The sequence below is a fragment of the Stenotrophomonas sp. YJH_SMC_16 genome, from assembly GCF_059367875.1.
Genome location: NZ_JCAFRH010000010.1, coordinates 16,876 through 38,938, shown reverse-complemented (window position 1 = coordinate 38,938; position 22,063 = coordinate 16,876). Strand labels below are relative to the sequence as shown.

The 22,063-nt window shown below is 67.0% G+C and carries 19 protein-coding genes; 8 read left to right on the top strand and 11 right to left on the bottom strand.

The genetic code is table 11. The features are described 5' to 3' along the window. The 5 genes from AC5P6E_RS18350 to AC5P6E_RS18330 all read right to left on the bottom strand — a co-directional run bounded on the left by AC5P6E_RS18350 (position 1) and on the right by AC5P6E_RS18330 (position 5,248). Positions 1-879: a polyprenyl synthetase family protein gene (locus tag AC5P6E_RS18350; protein WP_019338621.1), complete on the bottom strand. Its 879-nt coding sequence runs from the start codon at positions 877-879 to the stop codon at positions 1-3. Beyond that, entirely contained in the window at positions 869-1,129 is a 261-nt protein-coding gene (locus tag AC5P6E_RS18345) for an exodeoxyribonuclease VII small subunit (RefSeq protein WP_019338620.1), read from the bottom strand. The genes AC5P6E_RS18350 and AC5P6E_RS18345 overlap by 11 nt, the downstream gene beginning before the upstream one ends. A gap of 36 nt (positions 1,130-1,165) precedes the next feature. Beyond that, complete coding sequence (tilS, locus tag AC5P6E_RS18340; RefSeq protein ID WP_029550871.1) at positions 1,166-2,452, bottom strand: tRNA lysidine(34) synthetase TilS; 1,287 nt, start codon at positions 2,450-2,452, stop codon at positions 1,166-1,168. Positions 2,453-2,999: 547 nt separating this feature from the next. Continuing rightward, positions 3,000-3,545 (bottom strand): WG repeat-containing protein, encoded by a 546-nt coding sequence (locus AC5P6E_RS18335; protein WP_019338619.1) that lies wholly within the window; start codon positions 3,543-3,545, stop codon positions 3,000-3,002. Next, positions 3,542-5,248 (bottom strand): alkaline phosphatase, encoded by a 1,707-nt coding sequence (locus AC5P6E_RS18330; RefSeq protein WP_019338618.1) that lies wholly within the window; start codon positions 5,246-5,248, stop codon positions 3,542-3,544. The genes AC5P6E_RS18335 and AC5P6E_RS18330 overlap by 4 nt, the downstream gene beginning before the upstream one ends. A gap of 154 nt (positions 5,249-5,402) precedes the next feature. Between AC5P6E_RS18330 and AC5P6E_RS18325 the strand changes: the two genes are divergently transcribed. After that, positions 5,403-6,737 carry a dicarboxylate/amino acid:cation symporter gene (locus tag AC5P6E_RS18325; RefSeq protein ID WP_019338617.1) on the top strand — a complete coding sequence of 445 codons (1,335 nt, stop codon included), beginning with the start codon at positions 5,403-5,405 and terminating at the stop codon, positions 6,735-6,737. Between the two features lie 259 nt (positions 6,738-6,996). Here AC5P6E_RS18325 and AC5P6E_RS18320 read toward each other — a convergent pair whose 3' ends face one another. Next, positions 6,997-7,770, bottom strand: a complete 774-nt coding sequence (locus AC5P6E_RS18320) for a C40 family peptidase (protein ID WP_010482985.1) — start codon at positions 7,768-7,770, stop codon at positions 6,997-6,999. A 131-nt stretch (positions 7,771-7,901) separates the two neighbouring features. Beyond that, positions 7,902-8,441, bottom strand: coding sequence for a C40 family peptidase (locus AC5P6E_RS18315; protein WP_019338616.1), 540 nt, complete (start codon positions 8,439-8,441; stop codon positions 7,902-7,904). 111 nt (positions 8,442-8,552) lie between these two features. Between AC5P6E_RS18315 and AC5P6E_RS18310 the strand changes: the two genes are divergently transcribed. The 7 genes from AC5P6E_RS18310 (at position 8,553) to AC5P6E_RS18280 (ending at position 15,169) form a co-directional block, all read left to right on the top strand. Further along, positions 8,553-9,035 (top strand): FKBP-type peptidyl-prolyl cis-trans isomerase, encoded by a 483-nt coding sequence (locus AC5P6E_RS18310; RefSeq protein WP_010482989.1) that lies wholly within the window; start codon positions 8,553-8,555, stop codon positions 9,033-9,035. Between the two features lie 99 nt (positions 9,036-9,134). Further along, positions 9,135-10,379 (top strand): DUF418 domain-containing protein, encoded by a 1,245-nt coding sequence (locus AC5P6E_RS18305; RefSeq protein WP_164192405.1) that lies wholly within the window; start codon positions 9,135-9,137, stop codon positions 10,377-10,379. Between the two features lie 3 nt (positions 10,380-10,382). Further along, positions 10,383-11,633, top strand: a complete 1,251-nt coding sequence (locus AC5P6E_RS18300; protein ID WP_019338613.1) for an FAD-dependent oxidoreductase — start codon at positions 10,383-10,385, stop codon at positions 11,631-11,633. After that, complete coding sequence (gene gorA / locus AC5P6E_RS18295) at positions 11,630-12,988, top strand: glutathione-disulfide reductase (protein WP_010482995.1); 1,359 nt, start codon at positions 11,630-11,632, stop codon at positions 12,986-12,988. The genes AC5P6E_RS18300 and gorA overlap by 4 nt, the downstream gene beginning before the upstream one ends. A gap of 157 nt (positions 12,989-13,145) precedes the next feature. Then, entirely contained in the window at positions 13,146-14,066 is a 921-nt protein-coding gene (locus AC5P6E_RS18290) for a DMT family transporter (protein WP_029550870.1), read from the top strand. Then, positions 14,063-14,401 (top strand): MGMT family protein, encoded by a 339-nt coding sequence (locus tag AC5P6E_RS18285; protein WP_224329410.1) that lies wholly within the window; start codon positions 14,063-14,065, stop codon positions 14,399-14,401. The genes AC5P6E_RS18290 and AC5P6E_RS18285 overlap by 4 nt, the downstream gene beginning before the upstream one ends. Positions 14,402-14,494: 93 nt before the next feature. Further along, positions 14,495-15,169 carry a rhomboid family intramembrane serine protease gene (locus tag AC5P6E_RS18280; RefSeq protein WP_495231175.1) on the top strand — a complete coding sequence of 225 codons (675 nt, stop codon included), beginning with the start codon at positions 14,495-14,497 and terminating at the stop codon, positions 15,167-15,169. 104 nt (positions 15,170-15,273) lie between these two features. On the opposite strand, the gene AC5P6E_RS18275 is transcribed toward AC5P6E_RS18280, so the two are convergent. From AC5P6E_RS18275 to AC5P6E_RS18260, 4 genes are all read right to left on the bottom strand, one after another. Then, entirely contained in the window at positions 15,274-16,857 is a 1,584-nt protein-coding gene (locus tag AC5P6E_RS18275; RefSeq protein ID WP_019338611.1) for an FAD-dependent oxidoreductase, read from the bottom strand. 76 nt (positions 16,858-16,933) lie between these two features. After that, the gene (locus AC5P6E_RS18270; RefSeq protein WP_010483004.1) at positions 16,934-17,428 is read right to left on the bottom strand and encodes a VOC family protein; all 495 of its coding nucleotides are present in this window, start codon (positions 17,426-17,428) and stop codon (positions 16,934-16,936) included. 123 nt (positions 17,429-17,551) lie between these two features. Then, entirely contained in the window at positions 17,552-19,558 is a 2,007-nt protein-coding gene (locus tag AC5P6E_RS18265) for a M13 family metallopeptidase (RefSeq protein WP_010483006.1), read from the bottom strand. A gap of 222 nt (positions 19,559-19,780) precedes the next feature. Then, positions 19,781-21,883: a M13 family metallopeptidase gene (locus AC5P6E_RS18260; RefSeq protein ID WP_019338610.1), complete on the bottom strand. Its 2,103-nt coding sequence runs from the start codon at positions 21,881-21,883 to the stop codon at positions 19,781-19,783. Between the last annotated feature and the right edge of the window lie 180 nt (positions 21,884-22,063).

Below are 22,063 nucleotides of genomic sequence, written 5' to 3'. Positions count from 1 at the left end.
TCAATGATCGCGTTCGACCGCCAGCGTCGCCAGCGCACGCAGCGCATCGGCTTCCTCGCCATACCCGGCCAGGATCGACTGCATGCGTGCAGCGAGTTCGTGCAGCTGGGCCTTTGCGCCGTCCATGCCAAGCAGGGCGGGAAAGGTGCTCTTGTCCTGCGCCTGGTCCTTGCCGGCGGTCTTGCCCAGCTGCTCGGAACTGGCCTCGACATCGAGGATGTCGTCCCGTACCTGGAAGGCCAGGCCGAGTGCATCGGCGAAGCTGTCCAGCTGGGCCAGCTGCGGTTCGTGGGCCTGGCCGCACAGCGCGCCCATGCGCACTGCCGCGCGGATCAGCGCGCCGGTCTTCAGCGCATGCATGCGGGTCAATGCCGCCAGCGTCTGCTGCTGGCCGGTGGCATCGATATCCAGGGCCTGGCCGCCGCACATGCCGGACGCGCCGGAGGCGTGGGCCAGGGTCTGCAGGCAGGCCACGCGCAGCGTGGCCGGCAGCGGTGCATCGGCCAGCAGGCCGAAGGCACGGGTCTGCAGCGCGTCGCCGGCGAGGATCGCGGTAGCTTCGTCGAAGGCGATGTGGGTGGTCGGCTTGCCACGGCGCAGCGCGTCGTCATCCATCGCCGGCAGGTCGTCATGCACCAGCGAGTAGGCGTGGATGAGTTCGACGGACATAGCCGCCGCATCCAGGCTTTCCAGCTGTGCACCGAACAGGTGGCCACTGGCGTAGACCAGCAGCGGGCGCATGCGCTTGCCACCGCCCAGCACCGAATAGCGCATGGCCTGGTGCAGGCGCTGCGGTGCTTCGGCAGGCGAGGGCAGGGCAGCGTCGAGCTGGCTTTCGATACGGTCGCGCCAGCGCGCGAACAGAACCTCAGCCGTCATGGTTGGGCGGATCGAAGGGCTCGGATGCTTCCGGCTGCGCCGGATCGCTGAGCAGGCGCACGCGCAGTTCGGCCTGCTCCAGCGCCTGCTGGCACTGGCGATACAGACCGACGCCACGTTCGTAAGCACTGAGCGAGGCTTCCAGGCTCAGCTCGCCGGTTTCCATCTGCTCCACCAGCTGTTCCAGCGATTCGAGCGACTGCTCGAACTGGGCGACCGGGGAGGCGTTTTCGGGGGACTTCTTGGCCATGTGGCAAGTGTGGACGGGCCGCGCGCGGGGGTCAATTCACCAGCCGCCGGGACGCCACTGCAGCTGTGCCTGGTGGGCCTGCAACCAGGCCTGCAGTGGCGCGGAGATGACCACGTCGGCGGCGGCCAGCAACTGCGGGCCATCAAAGATCAGCGGCAGCTGCGCGCGTCGCCAGGGGGCGAGATGTTCGCGTTGCAGGCAGTCCTTCAATGCGTGCGAATGCTGGCGACCTGGCAGCAGGATGCGCTCTCCGCCCACGCGTGCACGGACCTGCAGCGGGCGCTCGAAGGCGGCGCCGCCCTGCAGCCGCAGCTGGCCGCCATCGGGCAGCGGCAGGGGAGCATGCCCATCCCATTCGGCCTGCCACGCGCGGGGCAGCGATGGCAGCTGCGCGGGTAGCAGATAGGCATGCTCGCGCCATTGCTGGATGGCATGATCGTGCCAGCGCACCCGCGCCTGGCGATCATTGCCGGCCGGCAGCAGTTCGTCCAGGCCTTGCTGCAGCACCGTGGCCGGCAGTGGGGCGGCACCATGGCCGATCACCCAGGCGCGCAGCACGCGCGCGGCGCGTCCCGGTGACACCTGACGCAGCAACTGCAGCGACAGCACGCGTGGAGCGACTTCCAGGTGTGTGATCAGCTCGGCGTCTTCTTCATCCAGCAGTTCGCGGGTCTGCCGGCAATGCAGGACGCTGCCGGCCAACGCGGCGGCGGCGTGCGGCCAGCGCTGGCGCAACAGTGGCAGTACCTGCAGGCGCAGGAAGTTGCGATCGGCGTGGTCTTCGGCGTTGCTGGGATCCTCGATCCAACGCAGCGCGTGTTGCCGGGCATAGTCGAGCAGTGCGGTGCGCGGTACGTGCAGCAAGGGACGCCACAGGCGGTGCGTACCGAACTGACTGTCATCGGCCATCGCGGCAAGGCCATCGACACCGGAGCCGCGCAGCGCGCGGAGCAGGAAGGTCTCGGCCTGATCGTCCTGGTGCTGTGCCAGCGCCAGTGTTTCGCCTTCGCGCAGTTCAGCAGTGAACGCTGCACGTCGTGCTTCGCGCGCTGCGCCTTCGAGGCCCAGGCCTGTGGTTCTGTCGATCTGTACGTGGCGCACGGCCAGCTTGACGCCCAGTGCTGCGCACTGCTGCTGGCAATGCCGTACCCAGTCGTCGGCTGCTGGTTGCAGGCCGTGGTGTACGTGCACCGCACGCAGCGCCGTGCCGGAAGCCTGGGCGCAGCGCCACAGCCAGTGCAGCAGCACGGTGGAGTCGACACCACCGCTGTAGCCCACCAGCAGCGGCGCATCCAGCGGAACAAGGGCAGGGAAGGCAGTCACGGCGGCAAGTATAGGGTTGCTCGGCAGGGCTGCGCCCTGCACCCGCTACGATCCAGAGCAACAGCAACAGCAACAGCAGAAGCTGGGTTCCTGAAGGATGGCGGGGTGGGCCCGGTTGCGGGAGACGCCGTAAACCCATCCATGGGGGCTTGGCCGCGGCATCCATGCCGCGGACACTCCCGCAACCGGACCCACCCCGCCTTCGACAGTTTCCTGCGAACTGTCGGAATTGCTCTTGGGGTCAGATCCGTTTTCCTGCGGAAAACGGATCTGACCCCGGATTCAATTCGATATCTGACAGATTTCATCCACGCATGGCGTAGATCTACTGGCCACCGGAAAACTGTCGAAGGCGGGGCACTGTGGGTTTGCGGGGTGTGAGCCGCATGGATGCGGCGACCAAGGCTACATGGACGTACTTGCGCCGTCCCCGCAAACCCACAGTGCCCCGCCATCCCACGGAATGCACGCTGTTGCTGTTGCTTCGGCCGTTGCCGTTGCCGTTGCGTCTGCAGGTGCAGGTGCAGGGCGCAGCCCTGCCGAAAACCTACTTCACCCGACGACCCGAGCGGTCGATCCGGAACCGCTCTCCGCCTTCCATCGGCGTGTGGCCGTCGGCATCCGGCGTGCCGCGACGGCAGCCGTTGCAGACCTCGGCCACGCCGTCGCGGAACGGCCAGGCGAAATCGAAGGTGCCGGGCACCACCTGGCGGAATGTCAGATCGAAGTAGCCCACGCGATTACCGACGCGGCCGCGCAGCAGGCCTTCTTCCGGCATCTCCGGGCCGTTGTCCCAGGTCAGCACCGGCAGGCTGCGGCCCTTGCGGTCGACGTAGTGGAAACCCTGGTCGGCATACACCACGGCCAGGCCGTGGTCATCAAAGTTCAGGTCTTTCAGGGTGTCCGGCTGGATCTTCGGCCGGTGGTCGACCACTTCGCAGTTGGGCAGCGGCCACAACCCGTGTTCGTCGGTCAGCAGCTTGCACGCCGGTGCCTGCGCCAGCGCGTTGGCACTGGCCAGCACGCCGAGCAGGGCCAGCGACCGCGCGAAGCGGCCGCTGGCAGGCGCAGGGCGGGCCTGCAGTGCGATCACTTGGCCTCGGCCTTGCGTTCGAAGGCCGTCGGCGCCGGCAGCTGCACCGGCACGCCCTTGTCATCGCAGGTGCCGGCCTGGCACAGGCGCTCGCGCAGGGCCGGGGTGGCCTGCACGATCATGTGGTAGATCGCGTTCTGTTCCAGCGTGCCGCGGATCGCCTTGCTGCCCGGGCCACGTGCCCAGATGCCGACGTCTTCGCCGCCGTGCGACTCGGACTTCATCGGCACCAGTGCTTCCTGCATGTAGTCCGGATGCTCGGTGTCGACCTCGCGCAGGTTCGGGCGGCCGTTGGCCGGTTCGAAGCTGCTCGGGTTGTGCGGGTAGCGCTTCGGGCCGGCCGGCTGCTGGTTGCTGCTGCCGGTATGGCCCGGGCCATTGGCGTAGCTCAACGTGGTGTACGGCTGGCCGGTGCCGTCCAGCGCGTAGTCCAGCTTGCCGGCGCCATCTTCGCCACCCTTGTCCTTCACCTTGCCCAGGATTGGATTGCCGCGTGCCGGGTAGCCGACGAAGTTCAGCGTGTGCGAGTGGTCGGCGGTGACGATGATCAGGGTGTCGTCGGCCGAGGTCAGTTCGTTGGCCACGCGCACTGCATCGGACAGGGCCACGGTCTCGGTCAGTGCACGGTAGGCGTTGCCGCTGTGGTTGGCGTGGTCGATGCGCGCGCCTTCGATCATCAGCACGTAGCCTTCCCGGTGCTTCGACAGATTCCTGATCGCCGCAGCCGTCAGTTCGGCCAGGCTCGGCTCACCGCCCGGATCCTGCGGTCGTTCGTACTCGTAGCGCATGTGGTCCGGCTCGAACAGGCCAAGGATGGCCGGCGCATTGGCGGCGGCGGCCAGCTGCTTGCTGTTCCAGACGTAGGCGCCCTGCGGATGGGCCTGCTGCCATTCCTGCACCAGGCTGCGGCCATCCAGGCGCTGGCCGACCTTATCGTCGTACTCCGGATCGCGCTCTTCCACGGTGGTGAATTCTCCGCGGCCACCGCCGAGGGCGACCAGCGGGCCGCGGCCATAGCGCGAGGTCGACAGCAGCTGCTGGGCGATGTCCTTGCAGCCTGCCGCCTTGGCCGCTTCAGTCAGGTCGGTGTCGTTTTCCCAGTTGCGCTCGGGTGAATGTGCATAGGTGGCGGCCGGGGTGGCATGGGTCAGGCGTGCGGTGGACACCACGCCCGTGGCCAGGCCGGCGCTGTCGGCCAGCTGCAGCCAGGTCAGCAGGCCCTTGGACAGGCTGTCGGCGCAGTCGGTGCGGCTGCCGGCGCTGACGCCGATCGCGCCCATGTGGGTCTTCACGCCGGTGGTGATGGCGGTCATGGTGCCGGCCGAATCAGGGGTCTGCGAATCGGTGTTGTAGGTCTTGCTGAACGCCGTGGCCGGGAAGCGTTCCCAGGACAGCAGGTTCTCTTCGCCCGAGCCACCCTTCTGCTGGCCTTCGTAGATGCGCGAGGCGGCCACCGTGGTCAGGCTCATGCCGTCACCGAGGAACAGGATGACGTTCCTGGCCTTGCCGGACATCGCACCGTTCGCTGCAGCCTGGGCCGCGCCGCTGCGGTACCACCACTGCGGCGTCTCGCCGGCCGGGTGGGTAACGGGATCGACGGCGACCTTCAGGCCGGCCGGAGCGGACGCGGGGGAGGTGCTGGCGCAGGCGCCCAGCAGCAGGGTGGTGGCGCAGGCGGCCAACAGGGAGACGGAACGGCGCATGGACGCTGGGATCTCACAAACTGTAACGGGACGTTCATTATGCCCGCCCTCGCAAGGCACGCCGATGACACACTGATTTGCCGGCCGGGCGGTCGTTCTGCGGGCCGCCTTGGGCTATCGTGCCAGCATCCCTTCCTTCCCCTCTGGATTGCCTATGAAGCTGGTCTCTGCCTGGCTGCGGATTCCATTCTGGCAGCGCGTGGTCGGTGGCTTCGTGCTCGGCGCGCTGGCCGGCTGGGCGCTCGGCCCGGCCGCGGAAACGTGGTTCGGCCCGCTCGGCGAGCTGTACGTCACCCTGATCAAGATGATCGCGGTGCCGCTGGTGTTCTTCGCGGTCATCAACGCGATCTCGTCGCTGCACGGCCAGAAATCGGTCGCCGCGCTCAGTGGCCGCACCTTCCTGTGGTTCGTGATCACCGCTGCGCTGGCGGTGTGCGTCGGCCTGGGCGTGGGCACCGTGCTGCAGCCCGGCGCCGGTGGCCTGCAACTGACGATGGCCAGCAACTACGTGCCGCGTGAAGTGCCCAGCGTGGTGCAGGTGCTGCTGGATGTGGTGCCGGCCAATGTCTTCTACGCGCTGTCCGGCATCGGCACCAAGGTCAACGCCGCCGGTGAAACCGTGCTGGCCGCGGGCCGTGGCTCGATCCTGCCGGTGATCTTCTTTGCTGGTCTGGTCGGTTTCGCCATCGTCAAGCTGGGCGAGAAGGTGACCGAGGCGCGCAAGCTGGTCGGCCAGATGAGCGACATCATGATCCAGGTGACCCGCTTCGTGCTGGAAGTCACCCCGATCGGCACCTTCGGCCTGATCGCTGGCCTGGTCGGCAGCTACGGCTTCGAGAAGCTGCTGCCGCTGGGGCATTTCGTGCTGGCCCTGTACGTGGCCTGCGCCCTGCACATCGTGGTGGTCTACAGCGCGCTGCTGCTGGCGCACGGCCTGAACCCACTGAAGTTCTTCCGTGGCGCCGCGCCGGGCATGCAGGTGGCGTTTGTCAGCTCGTCCAGCTTCGCCGCGATGCCGGTGGCGCTGCGTTCGATCACCCACAACCTGGGTGTGAACAAGGACTACGGTTCGTTCGCGGTGCCGCTGGGCGCCAGCATCAAGATGGATGGCTGCGGCGCGATCTACCCGGCGCTGTGCGCGGTGTTCATCTCGCAGTACAGCGGTGTGCCGCTGACCCCGGAACAGTATGTGGTGGTGTTGATCGCCTCGGTGCTGGGCAGCTTCGGTACCGCCGGCGTGCCGGGTACTGCGGTGATCATGGCCACGGTGGTGCTGAGCGCGGCCAACCTGCCGCTGGAGACCATCGGCTACCTGTATGCCATCGACCGCATCCTGGACATGATGCGCACGATGACGAACGTGACGGGCCAGATGCTGGTGCCGGTGATCGTGGCCAAGGAGACCGGGCTGCTCGATCAGGCGGTGTATGACAATCCGTCCAGCAATGTCGGGGTGGACGATCCAGACCCGACACCGCCACGCGCCTGAGGTTGCGTGGAGATGTAAAAGGCCCGCCCTGACCCGGCGGGCCTTTTGTTTGGGAGCTGGTTGGCGCGGTGGCGGCCAAGGCGGGTCCTGGTAGATCCACGCCATGCGTGGATGGAGGCAGTGCCGACAAACGGTCGGCACCCACCAGGGCAGGCGGCGCGATGCCGACCAAGGTCGGCACCTACCGGGGGCGCAAACAAAAAAGCCGCTGCGGGGCAGCGGCTTTTTGTCTTTCAGGCGGCGCCGTAGCGCCAGCGGGTCAGAGGTCGACCCGGCGGGCCTGCATGAACTTGTTGCCCCAGTAACCACTGAGCAGGGTGTCCACGCGGACGTCCTTGCCCGAGCTCGGTGCGTGCAGGAAGCGGCCGTCACCGACATAGATGCCGACGTGGTCGACGCGGCCCTTGCGGCCGAAGAACACCAGGTCACCGGCGGCGAGCGCAGTGCGGTCGTTGATCAGCTCGGCGTTGTCATCGTGGGCCATCTCGCGCGAGACGCGCGGCAGCTCGATGCCCAGCGCCGAGCGGAACACGTAGCCGACCAGGCCGCTGCAGTCGAAGCCGCTGTCCGGGTTGCTGCCACCCCAACGGTACGGGGTGCCCAGCAGGGTCATCGCTCGGCGCAGCAGCGACTGCACCTTGCCGTTATCGGCGGCGGTGCCGACAACGCTGCCATTGGCGGCGCTGCTGGTGTCGTAGTTGGCGAGCAGGCGGCTGAGATCGCCCGCCACCACGGCCGAGCGGTCCATCAGCGGAATGGTGTCATTGGCGGCCAGGTGCGGCAGCAGGGCGGCCAGCGTGGCACTGGCGGCGGCATCGACGCGGCTGCGCTGCGGAGCAGCGGCCTCGGCCTTGGTGGCCGGTCGGGCGGTGCTCTCGGCCACCGGGGCCGGGGTCACATCGGAACGATTCGGAGCAGTCTGCGACCAGGCCGGAAGGCTGGTCAGACAGAGTGCCAGGCCAAGCAACAGCGGGCGGGCACTACGTGAAGATACGGAAGTCTGGCCTTCGCTTTTCAGGTCGTCAGTCGTCACGCGTCGGTCACAGGAAAAAAACGATGGGGCATCATGCCCTGTAAAAGCGGCAATAAGTTAAAAATTCCGTTAGTAAACCGTTAGTTTCGTGGTGATGGACGTCACAGTTTTAAACATATCACCTGTTCATTTTAGCGAAGGACGCGTTTCGCCCCTGTGTAGTGGTCCTTCCAGTAGGGACCGCTGAGCGAGTCGAGGCGTACCGTGCCGCCGGTGCTCGGCGCGTGCACGAAGCGCCCTTCACCCACATAGATACCGACATGGGTGACGCTGCCGCGGCTGCCGAAGAACACCAGGTCTCCGGTGGCCAGGCGCTGCGGGTCGATCTTCGGGCCCTGTACCGCCGCCAGGTCGCGCGAGGTGCGCGGCAGCCGCAGGTCCAGCATCTCGCGATAGACATAGGCGACCAGGCCGCTGCAGTCGAAGCCCGAATCCGGGGTGTTGCCGCCATAGCGGTAGGGCGTGCCGACCAGGCTGATGGCGCGCATCAGCACCGAGTTGGCCGCCTCGGGGTTGTCCGGCACGGTCTTTGGCCAGTTCGCCGTGGGCGGGGGCGGGGCCGGGCGTGTGGCCTTGCCACCGCCACAGGCGGTCATCAACAGGGTCAGGGCCAGCAGCAGGGCCGGGGCGAGAAACCGGCGCTGGCCGGACGAAACTGGCGTGATGTGCATGATCTCCGGATAATGCGCCACCTTGGATTGGCCGTCATGATGGCGGCGTCCCCGCCGGGCGACAACCCGCCCCAACCCGCCTGCCTTCGGCAGATCCAGACAGAGTTGCGCATGAAGATCGAAAAAGACCGCGTTGTCCGCTTCCACTACACCGTTTCCGAAGTCGGCCAGGAGCCGATCGAATCGTCCAAGGACCGCGGCGAGCCGCTGGCGATCCTGATCGGCCACGGCAACATCATCCCGGGCCTGGAAAACGCCATGATGGACAAGGAAGCCGGCGCGACCTTCAGCGTCGACGTCACTGCCGCTGATGCCTACGGCGAGCGCCGCGAGGGCCTGTCCCAGCGCGTGCCGAAGAAGCATTTCGGCAACACCAAGCTGGCCCCGGGCCAGCAGGTCGTGCTGCAGACCAACTTCGGCCCGCGTGCGGTGACCGTGCAGAAGGTCGGCATGAGCGTCGTCGACGTCGACCTGAACCACCCGATGGCTGGCAAGGACCTGCATTTCGACGTCGAAATCGTTGACGTGCGTGAAGCCGGCAAGGAAGAGATCGACCACGGCCACGTCCACGGCGACGGCGGCCACCACCACTGATCGCAGCGCGATCGTGATGGCAGCAACGGCCCGCTTCGGCGGGCCGTTGCGTTTCTGGAACACGACGCGGCCATACATGGCGTGTGGGCCGGCGGCATAATGGCGGACCTGCCTGACGGATGCCCCGTGAACGCCGCTTCTCCTTCCCTGCAGCCGATGGCTTCCGGCGAACGCATCGCCATACTGGACGTGCTGCGCGGTGCGGCGTTGCTGGGCATCCTGCTGATGAACATCGAGGCCTTCAGCGGACCGCTGGACCTGGCTTTCACTGGCATCGACGTGCACTGGCAGGGCATCGACTACTGGGCCGATGCCTTTGTGTACGTGTTCGTGCAGGGCAAGTTCTTCACCCTGTTCTCGCTGCTGTTCGGCGCCGGCTTCGCGGTGATGGCGCAGCGCGCCGAGGCCGCCGGGCGCGACTTCACCCCGTTCTACCTGCGCCGCAGCGCTGGCCTGTTGCTGATCGGCCTGTGCCACGCACTGCTGGTCTGGTCCGGCGACATCCTGGTGATGTACGCGCTGGTCTCGTTGCCGCTGCTGGCCTGCCGCGAGGCGCCGCGCAGCTGGCTGCCGTGGATGGGCGTGACGGTCTACCTCGGCGGTATAGCGATGATGCTGCTGGTGGGCGCGATGGTGTCGATGGCTTCGACGGAAGACGTACAGAAGATGCTCGCCGACGCGCAGCAGAGCATCGAGCTGCAGCGCCTGGTGTACGGGCACGGCAGCTGGATGCAGGCCAATGCGCAGCGGCTGAGCGAGTTCGGCACGTCGATGGGCGCGCTGCTGATCACCGGCCCGGAGGTGCTGGGTATGTTCCTGATCGGCAGCTGGTTTGCCGGCAGTGGCGCGCTGGCGGCACCGGAGCGCTTCCCGCGCCTGTACGCGACGCTGCGCTGGATTGCGTTGCCGTTGGGCCTGCTGGTCACGTTGATCGGTGTTGCCTGGAAACCCTACCTGGCACCGGGTGCCTACAATCTGCCGGTGACAGCCGCAATGGCACTGGTGACGATCGGTGGCCTGCCGATGTGCCTGGGCTACCTGGCGTGGATCGTGCATTGGCGTGCGCGGTTGGCCTGGCTGGCACCGGTCGGGCGCATGGCGTTGACCCACTACCTGGGCCAGTCGCTGCTGTGCACCTGGTTGTTCTACCACTACGGCCTGGGCGCGTTCGAAATGATGCCACGCAGCGTGCAGCTGCTGTTCGCACTGCTGTTGTTTGCCGTGCAGGTGGCTCTTTCACACGTCTGGTTGCGCCGCTTCCGCTTTGGCCCGATGGAATGGCTGTGGCGTGCGATGACCTACCGGCAGTGGCCGCCGATGCGGCGCGAGGCCGGGCAGGGCTGATCGATGCAGGGCGCGCGCGAGGATGTGATCGTGGTGGGCGCCGGTGCCATCGGCCTGGCCACCGCGCTTGCGCTGTGCGCGAACGGCCGGCAGGTCCGTATGATCGAGCGGGGACGCGTGGGTGCGGCGACTTCGCATGGCAACTGCGGCACCATCACCCCCAGCCACGCGCCACCGCTGGCAGCGCCTGGTGTGCCGTTACGGGCGCTGCGCTGGATGCTCGATCCGCGTGCGCCGCTGTACGTCCGTACACGCCTCGACCCTGCATTGTGGCGCTGGCTGCTGCAGTTCGGGGCGCGCTGCAACGCGCGTGACTGGCTGCACTCCACGCGGGCACGCGGCGCACTGTTGAATGATTCACGGCTGCGCCTGGCGCAGTGGGTGCGGACGCATGCGCTGGACTGCGAGTTCGAGGCGCGCGGTCTGGACTATGTGTTCGGTGACGCCCGCAATTTCGATCACCATGCAGCCGAGTGTGAGGCGCTGAACGCGCAGGGCATCGCCACGGTGCGCATCGATGGGGCCGACTACGCGCGCGACAATCCAGCGTTCCATGATCGCCTTGCCGGTGCGATCCACTTCCCCGGCGATGCGCAGCTGCGTCCGGACCGCTACACCGCCGAACTGGCGCGCGTGCTGCGCGCACAGGGCGTGGTGATCGAAGAGCACTCGGACATGCGGTATTTCAGCGCCGACGCGCAGGGTGTGCGCGTGCACGTCGGCGAGCGCACGCTGCACGCACGCGAGCTGGTGCTGGCGACCGGGCCGTGGTCACCGCGCTGGGCACGGCAACTGGATCTGCGCGTGCCGATCCAGCCCGGCAAGGGCTATTCGCTGACCTGGTCGCGACCGTCGCAGGTGCCGCAGCGCCCAGTCGTGCTGAAGGACCATTCCGTGTTCGTGATTGCCTGGCGTGAAGCACTGCGACTGGGCGGCACCATGGAATTCGCCGGTGCCGACCCGCAGCTGCGCACGACCCGCCTGCAGGCCCTGCAGCACGCTGCCGACCACTACCTGCGCGCGCCGCGTGGTGCGCAGCTGCAGGAGCAGTGGTGCGGTTGGCGTCCCATGAGCGTGGACGATGTGCCGTTGATCGGCCGCGCGCCCGCACATCCTCACGTCTGGCTTGCAGCGGGGCATGGCATGCTCGGCATCAGCATGAGCGCCGGCACCGGCCAGCTGATCGCCGATCTCGTCTGCGGCCGCACGCCGGCGATCGATCCTGCCCCTTACCGACCCGAGCGATTCCGATGAGCACTGCACCCTATGATTACGACCTGATCGTCCTTGGCGGCGGTTCCGCCGGCCTGGCTGGCGCGATCCGCGCCGCGCAGCACGGCAAGCGCGTGGCGATGCTGGAGCCTGGCGAACTGGGCGGAACCTGCGTCAATGTCGGCTGCGTGCCGAAGAAAGCCATGTGGCTGGCGGCCGACCTGCACGAGCGCATCGGCCTGGCCAGTGCGATGGGCTTCGATGTCGAAGCGCGCCCGGCGCTGTCGTGGAAGGAACTGGTGATCCATCGCCAGGCCTATATCAGCAACATCCACACCAGCTACCACAAGCGCCTGGACGAAACCGGCGTGGTGCGCATTCCGGCGCGTGGTCATCTGCTCGATGCCCACACCGTGGCCTGCAGCGATGGCGTGCGCTACAGCGCCGAGCACATCCTGATCGCCACCGGCGCGCACCCGCTGCGGCCCGACATTCCCGGCGCCGAACTGGGCCTGGTCTCCGATGATTTCTTCGATCTGCGCGCGGCACCGGCCGAGGTGGCGATCATCGGTGGCGGTTACATTGCGGTGGAGCTGGCCGGCCTGCTGCAGGCACTGGGCAGCAAGGTCAGCCTGCTGGTGCGCGGCCAGCGGCTGCTGGATCGCTTCGACTACGAGCTGACCGATCAGCTGGCCGAGAACCTGAAGCAGCAGGGCGTGCGCATCCATTTCGGCTATCGCCTGCGCGAACTGCAGCGCGATGGCGAGCGTGTGCGTGCATTCGGCCATGATGGTCCGCTCGACAGCGTATTCGATGCGGTGTTCTTCGCCACCGGCCGTCGCGGCAACAGTCGCGACCTGGGCCTGGAAGCGCTGGGCATCGGCATCGGTGAGCACCAGCAGGTGGAGGTGGACGAATGGCAGACCACCAGCGTGCCGAACGTGCATGCGGTGGGTGACATCGCAGGCAAGGTTGGCCTGACCCCGGTGGCGGTGGCTGCATCGCGGCGCCTGATGGATCGCCTGTTCGGCGGCCGCCCGCAGTCGAAGATGGACTATGAGAACGTAGCCAGCGTGGTGTTCTCGCATCCACCGCTGGGCGCGGTGGGCATGAGCGAAGAAGAGGCGCGCGCCCGTTTCGATCAGGTGAGCGTGTATCACAGCCGTTTCCGCCCGATGCTGCAGGCGCTGGCCAACGGCACCCAGCGCAGCCTGTTCAAGATGGTCTGCGTGGGCCCGGAAGAGCGGGTGGTGGGCATCCATCTGCTGGGCGAAGCAGCCGACGAGATCCTGCAAGGCTTCGCGGTGGCGGTGAAGATGGGGGCGACCAAGGCCCAGTTCGACGACACCGTGGCGATCCACCCGACCTCGGCCGAGGAAGTGGTGCTGATGCGCTGAGCCCGCAGTTGTAGAGCCGAGCCTATGCTCGGCTGCATTCCGTGCAGACATGGTGCAGCCGAGCGCAGGCTCTACAGGGCACCTGGCGCCCCCATGCGATACTGGGCGCCCCCCCAATGCGTTTCCGGGCCGCCCTATGCGGCCCGCCGTCGTCCTGATGTCCAGCCCCGCTTCCCGTATCGCCACCGCTTCCCCGCGCATCGCGCTGGGGGGTATCGGCCTGGCCGCGATCGGCGCCATCGCCGCCTCCGGCAAGGCCATCATCGTCAAGCTCGGCCTGCGCCACGGCGTCGATGCCACCACGCTGCTCGCCCTGCGCATGCTGATGGCGCTGCCGCTGTTCGTGCTGATGGCACTGTGGGCTGCGCGCCGGGCAGAGCCGCTGTCCTGGGCCGACCGCGCCCGCGTGCTGTGGCTGGGCTTCACCGGCTACTACCTGTCCAGCCTGCTCGATTTCCAGGGCCTGCAGTACATCAGCGTGACCCTGGAGCGGCTGATTCTTTACTTGAACCCGACCCTGGTGCTGCTGATCAACGTGCTGCTGGCACGGCAGCGCCCGGGCCGCTGGCAGATCGGTGCGCTGGTGCTGAGCTATCTGGGCGTGCTGCTCGCCTTCGGCCACGATCTTCAGCGCGAGGGCGGGCAGATCATCGTCGGCAGCCTGCTGGTACTGGGCAGTGCGCTCAGCTACGCGCTGTACCTGTTCGGCAGTGGCCAGGTGGTCGCGCGCATCGGTGCGGTGCGCCTCACCGCCTACGCCAGCTGCGTGGCCAGCGTGCTGGTGCTGCTGCATTTCGCGGTGACCCATCCGCTGCCGTTGCTGTGGCAGGCACCGGCGCCGGTGCAATGGCTGTCGCTGGTCAATGCCACCGTGTGCACGGTACTGCCCGTGCTGGCGATCATGCTGGCGGTGCAGCGCGTGGGTTCGTCGCTGGCCGCGCAGGTCGGTATGCTGGGCCCTGTTTCCACCATCGTGATGAGCCTATGGCTGCTCGACGAACCGATGGGGCCGGCACAGATCGCCGGCACCGTGCTGGTGCTGATCGGCGTACTGCTGGTGACCCGCCTGCGGCGCTGACGCCGGAGCAGGCGCGGGCGCGCATCCTGGCGGTGATCCGCGCGATCCCGGCGGGGCAGGTGATGGGCTATGGCCAAGTGGCGATGCGTGCCGGCCTGCCGGGGCGTGCGCGCTTGACCGCGCGCATCCTCGGCCAGAACGACGATCCCGACCTGCCCTGGCATCGCGTGCTGCGTTCGGACGGGCGCATTGCCATGGAAGAAGGGTCGGCTGGTTGGCGCGAGCAGTCACAACGGCTGCGTGCCGAGGGCGTGGTGGTGGAGAACGGCCGGGTGCGGATGCCGGCCACCGATCCGGCCGCGGCGCTGGATGCCGCCGTGTGGGGCCCGGGCTGAGCACCGCTGGCGACTGAACAGGCTGCGCCTGCCGGTCGCCAACAACACACGGTGCTGCGGCTATGATGGAGGCCGTTCCATGCCGGTGCTCCCATGTTCCCGCGACTGCCTACCGTCACCGAGGCCCTGCTGATCGCCAACGCGATCCTGTTCCTGCTGCAGCAGCCGTTCCTGCTCGGCATGCAGACCTTCGAGCCGTTCATGCTGCAACCGCTGCAGCAGGGCTTCGATGCGTTCTCGCCGGGCGGCAACTTCCAGCCGTGGCAGCTGCTGACCTATGGCTTCCTGCATGGCAGCTTCGGCCACCTGTTCTTCAACATGCTGGCGGTCTTCATGTTCGGCGCGCCGCTGGAGCAGACCTGGGGCGAAAAGCGCTTCCTGCTGTACTACCTGGTGTGCGTGGCTGGCGCCGGTGTCTGCCAGCTGCTGGTGGGTACCCTGCTGGAGAATCCGGCCACGGTGCTGGGCGCCTCCGGCGGCGTGTTCGGCCTGCTGCTGGCCTACGGCATGTTGTTCCCGAACCAGCGGGTGATGCTGCTGTTCCCGCCGATCCCGATGAAGGCACGGACCTTCGTGATCCTGTTCGGTGTGGGTGAGCTGGTGCTGGGCATGACCGGTTGGCAGCCGGGCGTGGCCCACTTCGCGCATCTGGGCGGCATGCTGTTCGGTTGGCTGCTGATCCGCTACTGGCGCGGGCAGCCGCCATTCAACAAGCGTCGCCCGCCCGGCCCGCCGAAGCGCCCGAACCATCTGCGCAGCGTGAAGTGAGGCGCGATGTGCCTCGCTTCACGCGGGTAGGTACCAACCTTGGTTGGCACACCTTGGCCAGGATCATTTGACGCGGTAGGTGCCGACCATTGGTCGGCACGCCTTCAGAGATCCTGCAACACCACCTGCGCCGCATTGTGACCTGGCGCGCCGGTCACGCCACCACCGGGATGGGTACCCGACCCGCATAGATACAACCCGGGCAGGGCACCGCGATAGCCGGCCTGGCCAACCATCGGCCGTGCCGAGAACAACTGGTTGGCACTGAGCGCACCGTGGAAGATGTCGCCCCCGATCAGCCCGAACGTGCGCTCCAGATCAAGCGGTGACAGGACCTGGCGGCCCAGCACGCTGTCAGCGAAACCCGGTGCATACCGCTCAACGGTGGCGATCATCAGATCGGCCACTGCTTCACGACAATAATCCCAGTGACGCCCGTTGGGCAGCACCGGCGCCACGTGCTGGCAGAACAGGCTGGCGACGTGCTGCCCCGCTGGCGCCAGTGAGTCATCCAGTGTGCTGGGAATCAGCATCTCCACGATCGGTTCGCGCGACCAGCCGTCGCGCCGCGCATCCAGCCACGCGCGATCCATGTAGTCCAGGCTGGGGGCCAGGATGATGCCCGCGCTCAGGTGCGGGCCGGGGCCGGGCAGGGCGCGGAAGTCCGGCAGCCGCGACAGCGCCACGTTCATCCGGAAGGTACCCGAGCCACAGCGCCACTGCGCCATGCGCTCACGTGTGGCAGCCGGTACCTGCGCCGGCTCCAGCAGCTGTTCGTACAGCAGCTTCGGATTGACGTTGGCGACCACCGCGCGTGCACGCAGGGTTTCGCCGTTGGCCAGTTCCACCCCCACGGCGCGGCCCTGTTCGGTCACTACCCGTTGCACGCCGGCATCCACGCGCAGTTCCGCACCGGCCTCGCGTGCAGCGGCGGCGATGGCCTGGCTGATCGCGCCCATGCCACCGATCGCATGGCCCCACGCACCTTTCACGCCATTGCACTGGCCGAACACGTGATGCAGCAACACGTAGGCACTGCCCGGCGTGTACGGACTGGCGTAGTTGCCGACGATGCCATCGAAGCCGAACAGCGCCTTGATCGGCTCGCTCTCGAACCAGCGGTCCAGGTACTCCGCCGCCGACAGCGTGAACAGGTCCAGCAGCTCCTGCCGCAGTGGTGCATCCAACGCCGCCAGTTCGCGGCCGAGCTTTCCCATCTGCCACAGTGCGGGTAGTGCGCGCCAACCACCCGCCACGCCCAGGTCCGGTGGTGTACGCAGGGCCCACGCACGCAGCACGTCGGCGAAAATCTCCAGTCGCGCTTCATATGCGGGCAGGCGCTGTGCATCCCGCTCGGAAAATTTCGCCACCTCGGCTTGGGTGCGGCCGGGCGCCGACAACAGGTGGCGGCCGTCCGGCAATGGCAGGAAGTTGTTGACGGGGCGCGCGACGATGCGCAGCCCATGCGCATGCAGCTGCAGGTCGTCGATCACCTTCGGCTGCAGCAATGACACCGTGTACGACGCCACCGAGTTGCGGAAGCCGGGATGGAACTCCTCGGTGACCGCGGCGCCGCCGAGCACACCACGCCGTTCGAGCACCAGCACCTGCTTGCCGGCGCGTGCCAGATAGGCTGCACAGACCAACCCGTTGTGGCCACCGCCGATGATGATTGCATCCCAGGACATCAGCACCTCGGGAAAAGGGGACGGAGGGAATCAAGTCGCAATTCGCATGGGGTCACCGGCAATGGGGAAAAACGACTTAATCCCCTCCGTCCCCTTTTTTGATCGCTGCTTCGATGGTGGCGATGTCGATCTTCTTCATCGGCATCATCGCGTTGAAGGCGCGCTTGGCCAGTGCCTTGTCCTGGCTGGTCACCGCTTCGATCAACATGCGCGGGCTGATCTGCCAGGAGATGCCCCAGCGGTCCTTGCACCAGCCGCATTGGCTCTCCTGGCCGCCATTGCCCACGATCGCGTTCCACAGGCGGTCGGTCTCGGCCTGGTCCTCGGTCTGGATCTGGAAGGAGAAGGCTTCGTTGTGCTTGAACGCGGTGCCGCCGTTGAGGCCGACGCAGGGGATGCCGCAGACGGTGAATTCGACGGTCAGAACGTTGCCTTCCTTGCCGTCGGGATAGTCGCCCGGTGCGTGATGTACGGCAATTACTGCGCTGTCGGGCAGGATACTGGCGTAGAAGGTGGCGGCCTCGAGCGCGCCGTTGTCATACCAGACACAGATGGTGTTCTTGTGTGCCATGTCGGGGCTCCGCGATGGACGAAGCCGCAGCGATAGCATGCCGGGTGTTAACCCGGGATCGTGCTGCACCCGCAAAAAAGGGCGCCCGAAGGCGCCCTCTGCATCATCCGTGTGGCAGCAGGTTCAGCGCCAGACCTTGATCTGTTCCGCTTCGCTGCGCTGCATCGGCTGGCCGGCCTTGCAGCTGAAAGTAGCACCGAAGGCCGGCAGGTTGGCCAGCGTGCCGTTGCTGCGCCACAGGCCCGGTGCACGGATGTCGGCGGTCAGGCGGCGCACGGCCTCGTTCGGCGCCAGCTGCTGCGCCCACAGCGCAGACCAGGCGCGGAAGAAGCCCTGCTGCTGGGCCTGCTTGGCCTTCGGCTCCTGCGCGACATACGCCGCCCAGGCCAGTTCCAGGCCAGCGATGTCGGCCAGGTTCTCTTCCTGGGTGAGCGTGCCGTTGACCTTGGCACCCTTCACGCCCGGGAAGTCGTAGGCGCTGTACTGCGCGGCCACGCGGCTGCCGAGCAGGGTCCAAGCGGTCTTGTCGGCCGGGGTCCACCAGCTGCGCAGCTCGCCCTTGGCGTCGACCAGCGCGCCCTTGGCATCGATCGCGCGGGTCAGCTCATGGCCGACCAGGCCACCGAAGCTGCCGAACTTGTCGGCAGCATCGGCCTTGGCGTTGAACACCGGGCCCTGCAGGATCGCGGCGGTGACGATCAGGCGGTTCTGCGCCAGGTCGTAGGCCAGCGACGGCTGCTGCGGCAGCACGTCCCAGCGACGGTCGGCGTTGCCCTTGCCGATGCGCTTCATTTCTTCGCGATGGCGCCAGGTTGAAGCAATCAGCATGTTGCCGCCGAACGAGCCGCGGCCCATCGGCTGCACGCTGTAGTCGAGGTCGCGCAGCGGGGTGCCGATCTCGATCTTCAGCGCGGCCAGCTTGGCCTGCGCTTCGGTCTTGGCTTCGGCGCTCATCCAGCTGCTGTTCTTGACCGCCTCGATCTGCACTTCGCGCACCTTGTCGACGATCCACGCCGCCTGGCGGCGATCTTCGGCGGACAGGTAACGGGCAGCGTACTCGCGACCGACCATCGGGCCGGCGGCCACGTTGATCGCCTCCAGCACATCTTCCCAGCGCTGCGGCGGCAGGGTTTCGCCACGCAGCACGCGGCCGCGGAATTCGAACTCGGCGTCGCGATAGGCCTTGGACAGGTACGGTGCCATCGAGTCGCCCACGCGCCAGCGCAGGTAGGCCTTCCACTGGTCCGGCTTGAGCTTGGTGACCATGCCGTCGAGCTGCTTGAACAGGCCCGGGTCGGCCAGCGAGACCAGGTCGTCATCCACGCCCTGTGCCTTCAGGAAGGCATCCAGCTGCAGGTTGCGGTAGCGGCTGTTGAGCTCCTTGGTGGAGATCGGCGCGTAGTTGTTGAACGGGTTGTTGATGCCTGCCAGCGACTGCGCATTGCGTGCCAGCTCGGTTTCCAGCGCGATCACCGCCTGCGACTCGGCATCCAGCTTGGCAGCCGGGGTGCCGGTCAGCGCCAGGATCTGCTTGACGTAGTTGCGGTAGCGGCCCATCAGCGCCACGGTGTCGGCGTCGCTGCGGGTATAGAACGCCGGGTCCGGCAGGCCCATGCCGCCCTGCATGAAGTAGCCGATGTGGCGGTCCAGCGCCTTCAGGTCCACGTCCGGGCCGAAGTTGAATGCCACCGGGATGCCGACCTGGTGCAGTGCGGCGATCGAGGCCGGCACATCCTTGGCCTTCTTGATGGCATTGATGCGGGTCAGCAGCGGGGCGATCGGGTTGGAGCCGTCTGCTTCCACGGCGGCTTCGTCCAGGCCGCTGGCCCAGAAGTCACCCAGCAGTTTCTGCACGTTGCCCTGCGGCGCCTTCATCGCGGCGTCGAGCAGTTCACGCTGCTGCTGGCGGCTGCGGTCGACAAGCTGGCCCAGCGCGGTGGTGGCGCCGGTCTGCGGCACCGGGTTGGCCTTCAGCCAGCCTGCATTGGTGGCGTCATAGAAGTCGCTGCACTGGGCACTGACAGCCGGGGCACGCGCGGCCTTTTTCTTGGCAGCGAACGCGTCGTGGGTCGGGACCAGGGTCGCCAGGCTGATGCCCAGGGCGATGGCAAGCGGACGGAAGTTGGGCATGTGGAACGAATCCGTGATGGATTGAGGGCGCGCGCACTATAGCAAGCCGGGCATCGACGCGGCATGCACGCGTCGCGGTGCATTCGCCGACCAAGGTCGGCAGCTACCGGGGAGCGCCGGGATCAGTAGATCCACGCCATGCGTGGATGAAAGACACCCCAGAAAAACAAAGGCCCGGGAATTCCCGGGCCTCTGCAGGTCTGCCTTGGCGTCAGCCGTGGCTTACCAGATCACCACCTGCTGCTCACCAGTGCGGGCCATCGGCGAACCGGCCTTGCACTGGAATGCGGCGGCGAAGGTCGGCAGGTTCGACGGCGCACCCATGGCGCGGAACTGCGCCGGCGCGTGCGGGTCGGTCGCGAGGCGGACCTTGGCGTTTTCCGGGGTGTACTTGGTGCGCCACACGGTAGCCCAGTTGAAGAAGAAGCGCTGGTCACGGGTGAAGCCATCGACCTTTGCATCTTCCTTGCCGGCGGAGGCTTTCTGCAGCGCGTCGTAGGCGGTAGCCAGGCCACCCAGGTCGGCGATGTTCTCGCCCAGGGTCAGGTGGCCGTTCACGGCCTGGCCGTCGACCTTGTACTGGTCGAACTGCTTGACCAGCTTGCCGGTCAGGCCTTCGAAGTTCTTCTTGTCAGCGGCGGTCCACCAGTCTTCCATGTTGCCGGTCGGCCCGAAGCGTGCGCCCTGGTCGTCGTAACCGTGGGTCATCTCGTGGCCGATCACCGCACCGATGCCGCCGTAGTTCAGCGCGTCATCGGCCTTCGGGTCAAAGAACGGCGGCTGCAGGATGGCGGCCGGGAACACGATCTCGTTCTGCAGCGGGTTGTAGTAGGCGTTGACCGTCTGCGGGGTCATGCCCCACTCGGTCTTGTCCACCGGCTTGCCGATCTTGGACAGGTTGAACTTGTAGTTGAACTCGCTGGCAGCGCGCACATTGCCCAGGTAGCTGTCGCGCTGGGTCTGCAGGCCCGCCCAGTCACGCCACTTGTCCGGGTAACCGATCTTCGGGGTGAAGGTTTCCCACTTGGCGATGGCCTTGGCCTTGGTTTCATCGCTCATCCAGCTCAGGCCCTGGATGCGTTCCTTTAGCGAGGCGGCCAGGTTCTTCACCAGCTCTTCCATCTTCGCCTTGGCTTCCGGCGAGAAGGCAACCTTCACGTACAGCTGGCCGAAGGCTTCGCCGGCATCGTTCTCGATGGTGCCCAGCACGCGCTTCCAGCGCGGCTTCTGTTCCTTCTGGCCGTTGAGGGTCTTGCCGTAGAACTCGTAGTTCTCCTGCACGAAGGCGTCGGCCAGATACGGCGAGGCGCTGTCCACGGTGTGGAAGCGCAGGTAGGCACGCCACACCGACGGATCTGTGTCGCCCAGTGCCTTGCTCACTTCCTCATGGAAGGCCGGCATGGCCAGCGAGAACTTCTCTGGTGCGGCCACGCCCTGCGACTTGAAGAACTCGGTCCAGCTGAAGTTCGGGGTCAGCTTGTCGGCGTCGGCCAGGGTGACCGGGTTGTAGTACAGCTCGACGTTGCGCGACAGCTCGACGCGCGACTTGGAGGCCTTGGCCAGGCGGGTCTCGAACTTGACCACGTCCTCGGCCTGCTTGGCAGCGTCGGCAGCGGCGACGCCGGACAGCTCCAGCACCTTGGCGACGTGCGCCTGGTAGGCCTTCAGCTTGTCGGCGTTCTTGGCATCGGTGTAGTAGGTGCTGTCCGGCAGGCCGAGGCCGCCCTGGCTGGCGTAGGCCAGGTTGACGGCCGAGTTCTTGAAGTCGGCTTCGGCGCCGAAGCCAAACAGGACGTTGTCACCCTTGGCCGCGCTGCTGCGCAGGTAGTCGGCGATGGCCGCCTTGTCCTGCAGGCCGTCGATCGCCGTCAGGTCGGCCTTCAGCGGCTCGATGCCCTGGGCATTGATCTTGGCCTCGTCCATGCCGGTGGCCCACAGGTCGCCGACGATCTTCTCGATGTGGTTCGGGTTCTTGACCTGCGCGACCTGTTCAGCCAGCTGGTGCTGCACGGCCACCGAACGCTCGTCGAGGATGGTGAACGCGCCCCAGCTGGTGCGGTCGCCCGGAATTTCATTGGCGGCCAGCCACTTGCTGTTGACGTAGTCGCCGAAGGCGCCGCAGGCGTCCTTGCTGGTATCCAGATCGCTGGGCTGGAAGGCGTTGTAGGCCGGCAGCTTGCTCTCGTCCAGGGTGTACTGGGTGGCTTCGGCCGCAGCCGGCGTGGAGGCGGTGGCGTCCTTGGCCGGGGTTTCGTTCTTGCCGCAGCCGACCAGCGCGGCCGAAACGGCCAGGGTCAGCAGCACGATCTTGGGAGTACGGGTCACTTTGATGGCCTCCAGGCCGAGTGAGTCAGGGAAGGGCCGCGGGACGGCCGTGGGCCGAACAATACGCCGCCGGCCTGCCCTGCAAGGGTGTCGAAGGTCATGGGCGGGCGCAAGGGGGGCGTTAGGTGGCCCGGAAAAGACAGACCCGGCAAAAGCCGGGTCTGTCGGGGTGCTGCGATC

Bases quoted from the DNA above. Each gene is read 5' to 3' on its own strand.
- AC5P6E_RS18310 (WP_010482989.1), top strand. From the start codon at position 8,553: ATGAAGATCGAAAAAGACCGCGTTGTCCGCTTCCACTACACCGTTTCC.
- AC5P6E_RS18315 (WP_019338616.1), bottom strand. From the start codon at position 8,441: ATGCACATCACGCCAGTTTCGTCCGGCCAGCGCCGGTTTCTCGCCCCG.
- AC5P6E_RS18270 (WP_010483004.1), bottom strand. From the start codon at position 17,428: ATGGCACACAAGAACACCATCTGTGTCTGGTATGACAACGGCGCGCTC.
- AC5P6E_RS18350 (WP_019338621.1), bottom strand. From the start codon at position 879: ATGACGGCTGAGGTTCTGTTCGCGCGCTGGCGCGACCGTATCGAAAGC.
- AC5P6E_RS18330 (WP_019338618.1), bottom strand. From the start codon at position 5,248: ATGCGCCGTTCCGTCTCCCTGTTGGCCGCCTGCGCCACCACCCTGCTG.
- AC5P6E_RS18280 (WP_495231175.1), top strand. From the start codon at position 14,495: ATGTTCCCGCGACTGCCTACCGTCACCGAGGCCCTGCTGATCGCCAAC.
- AC5P6E_RS18290 (WP_029550870.1), top strand. From the start codon at position 13,146: ATGTCCAGCCCCGCTTCCCGTATCGCCACCGCTTCCCCGCGCATCGCG.
- AC5P6E_RS18345 (WP_019338620.1), bottom strand. From the start codon at position 1,129: ATGGCCAAGAAGTCCCCCGAAAACGCCTCCCCGGTCGCCCAGTTCGAG.
- AC5P6E_RS18275 (WP_019338611.1), bottom strand. From the start codon at position 16,857: ATGTCCTGGGATGCAATCATCATCGGCGGTGGCCACAACGGGTTGGTC.
- gorA (WP_010482995.1), top strand. From the start codon at position 11,630: ATGAGCACTGCACCCTATGATTACGACCTGATCGTCCTTGGCGGCGGT.
- AC5P6E_RS18305 (WP_164192405.1), top strand. From the start codon at position 9,135: ATGGCGGACCTGCCTGACGGATGCCCCGTGAACGCCGCTTCTCCTTCC.
- AC5P6E_RS18325 (WP_019338617.1), top strand. From the start codon at position 5,403: ATGAAGCTGGTCTCTGCCTGGCTGCGGATTCCATTCTGGCAGCGCGTG.
- AC5P6E_RS18265 (WP_010483006.1), bottom strand. From the start codon at position 19,558: ATGCCCAACTTCCGTCCGCTTGCCATCGCCCTGGGCATCAGCCTGGCG.
- AC5P6E_RS18300 (WP_019338613.1), top strand. From the start codon at position 10,383: ATGCAGGGCGCGCGCGAGGATGTGATCGTGGTGGGCGCCGGTGCCATC.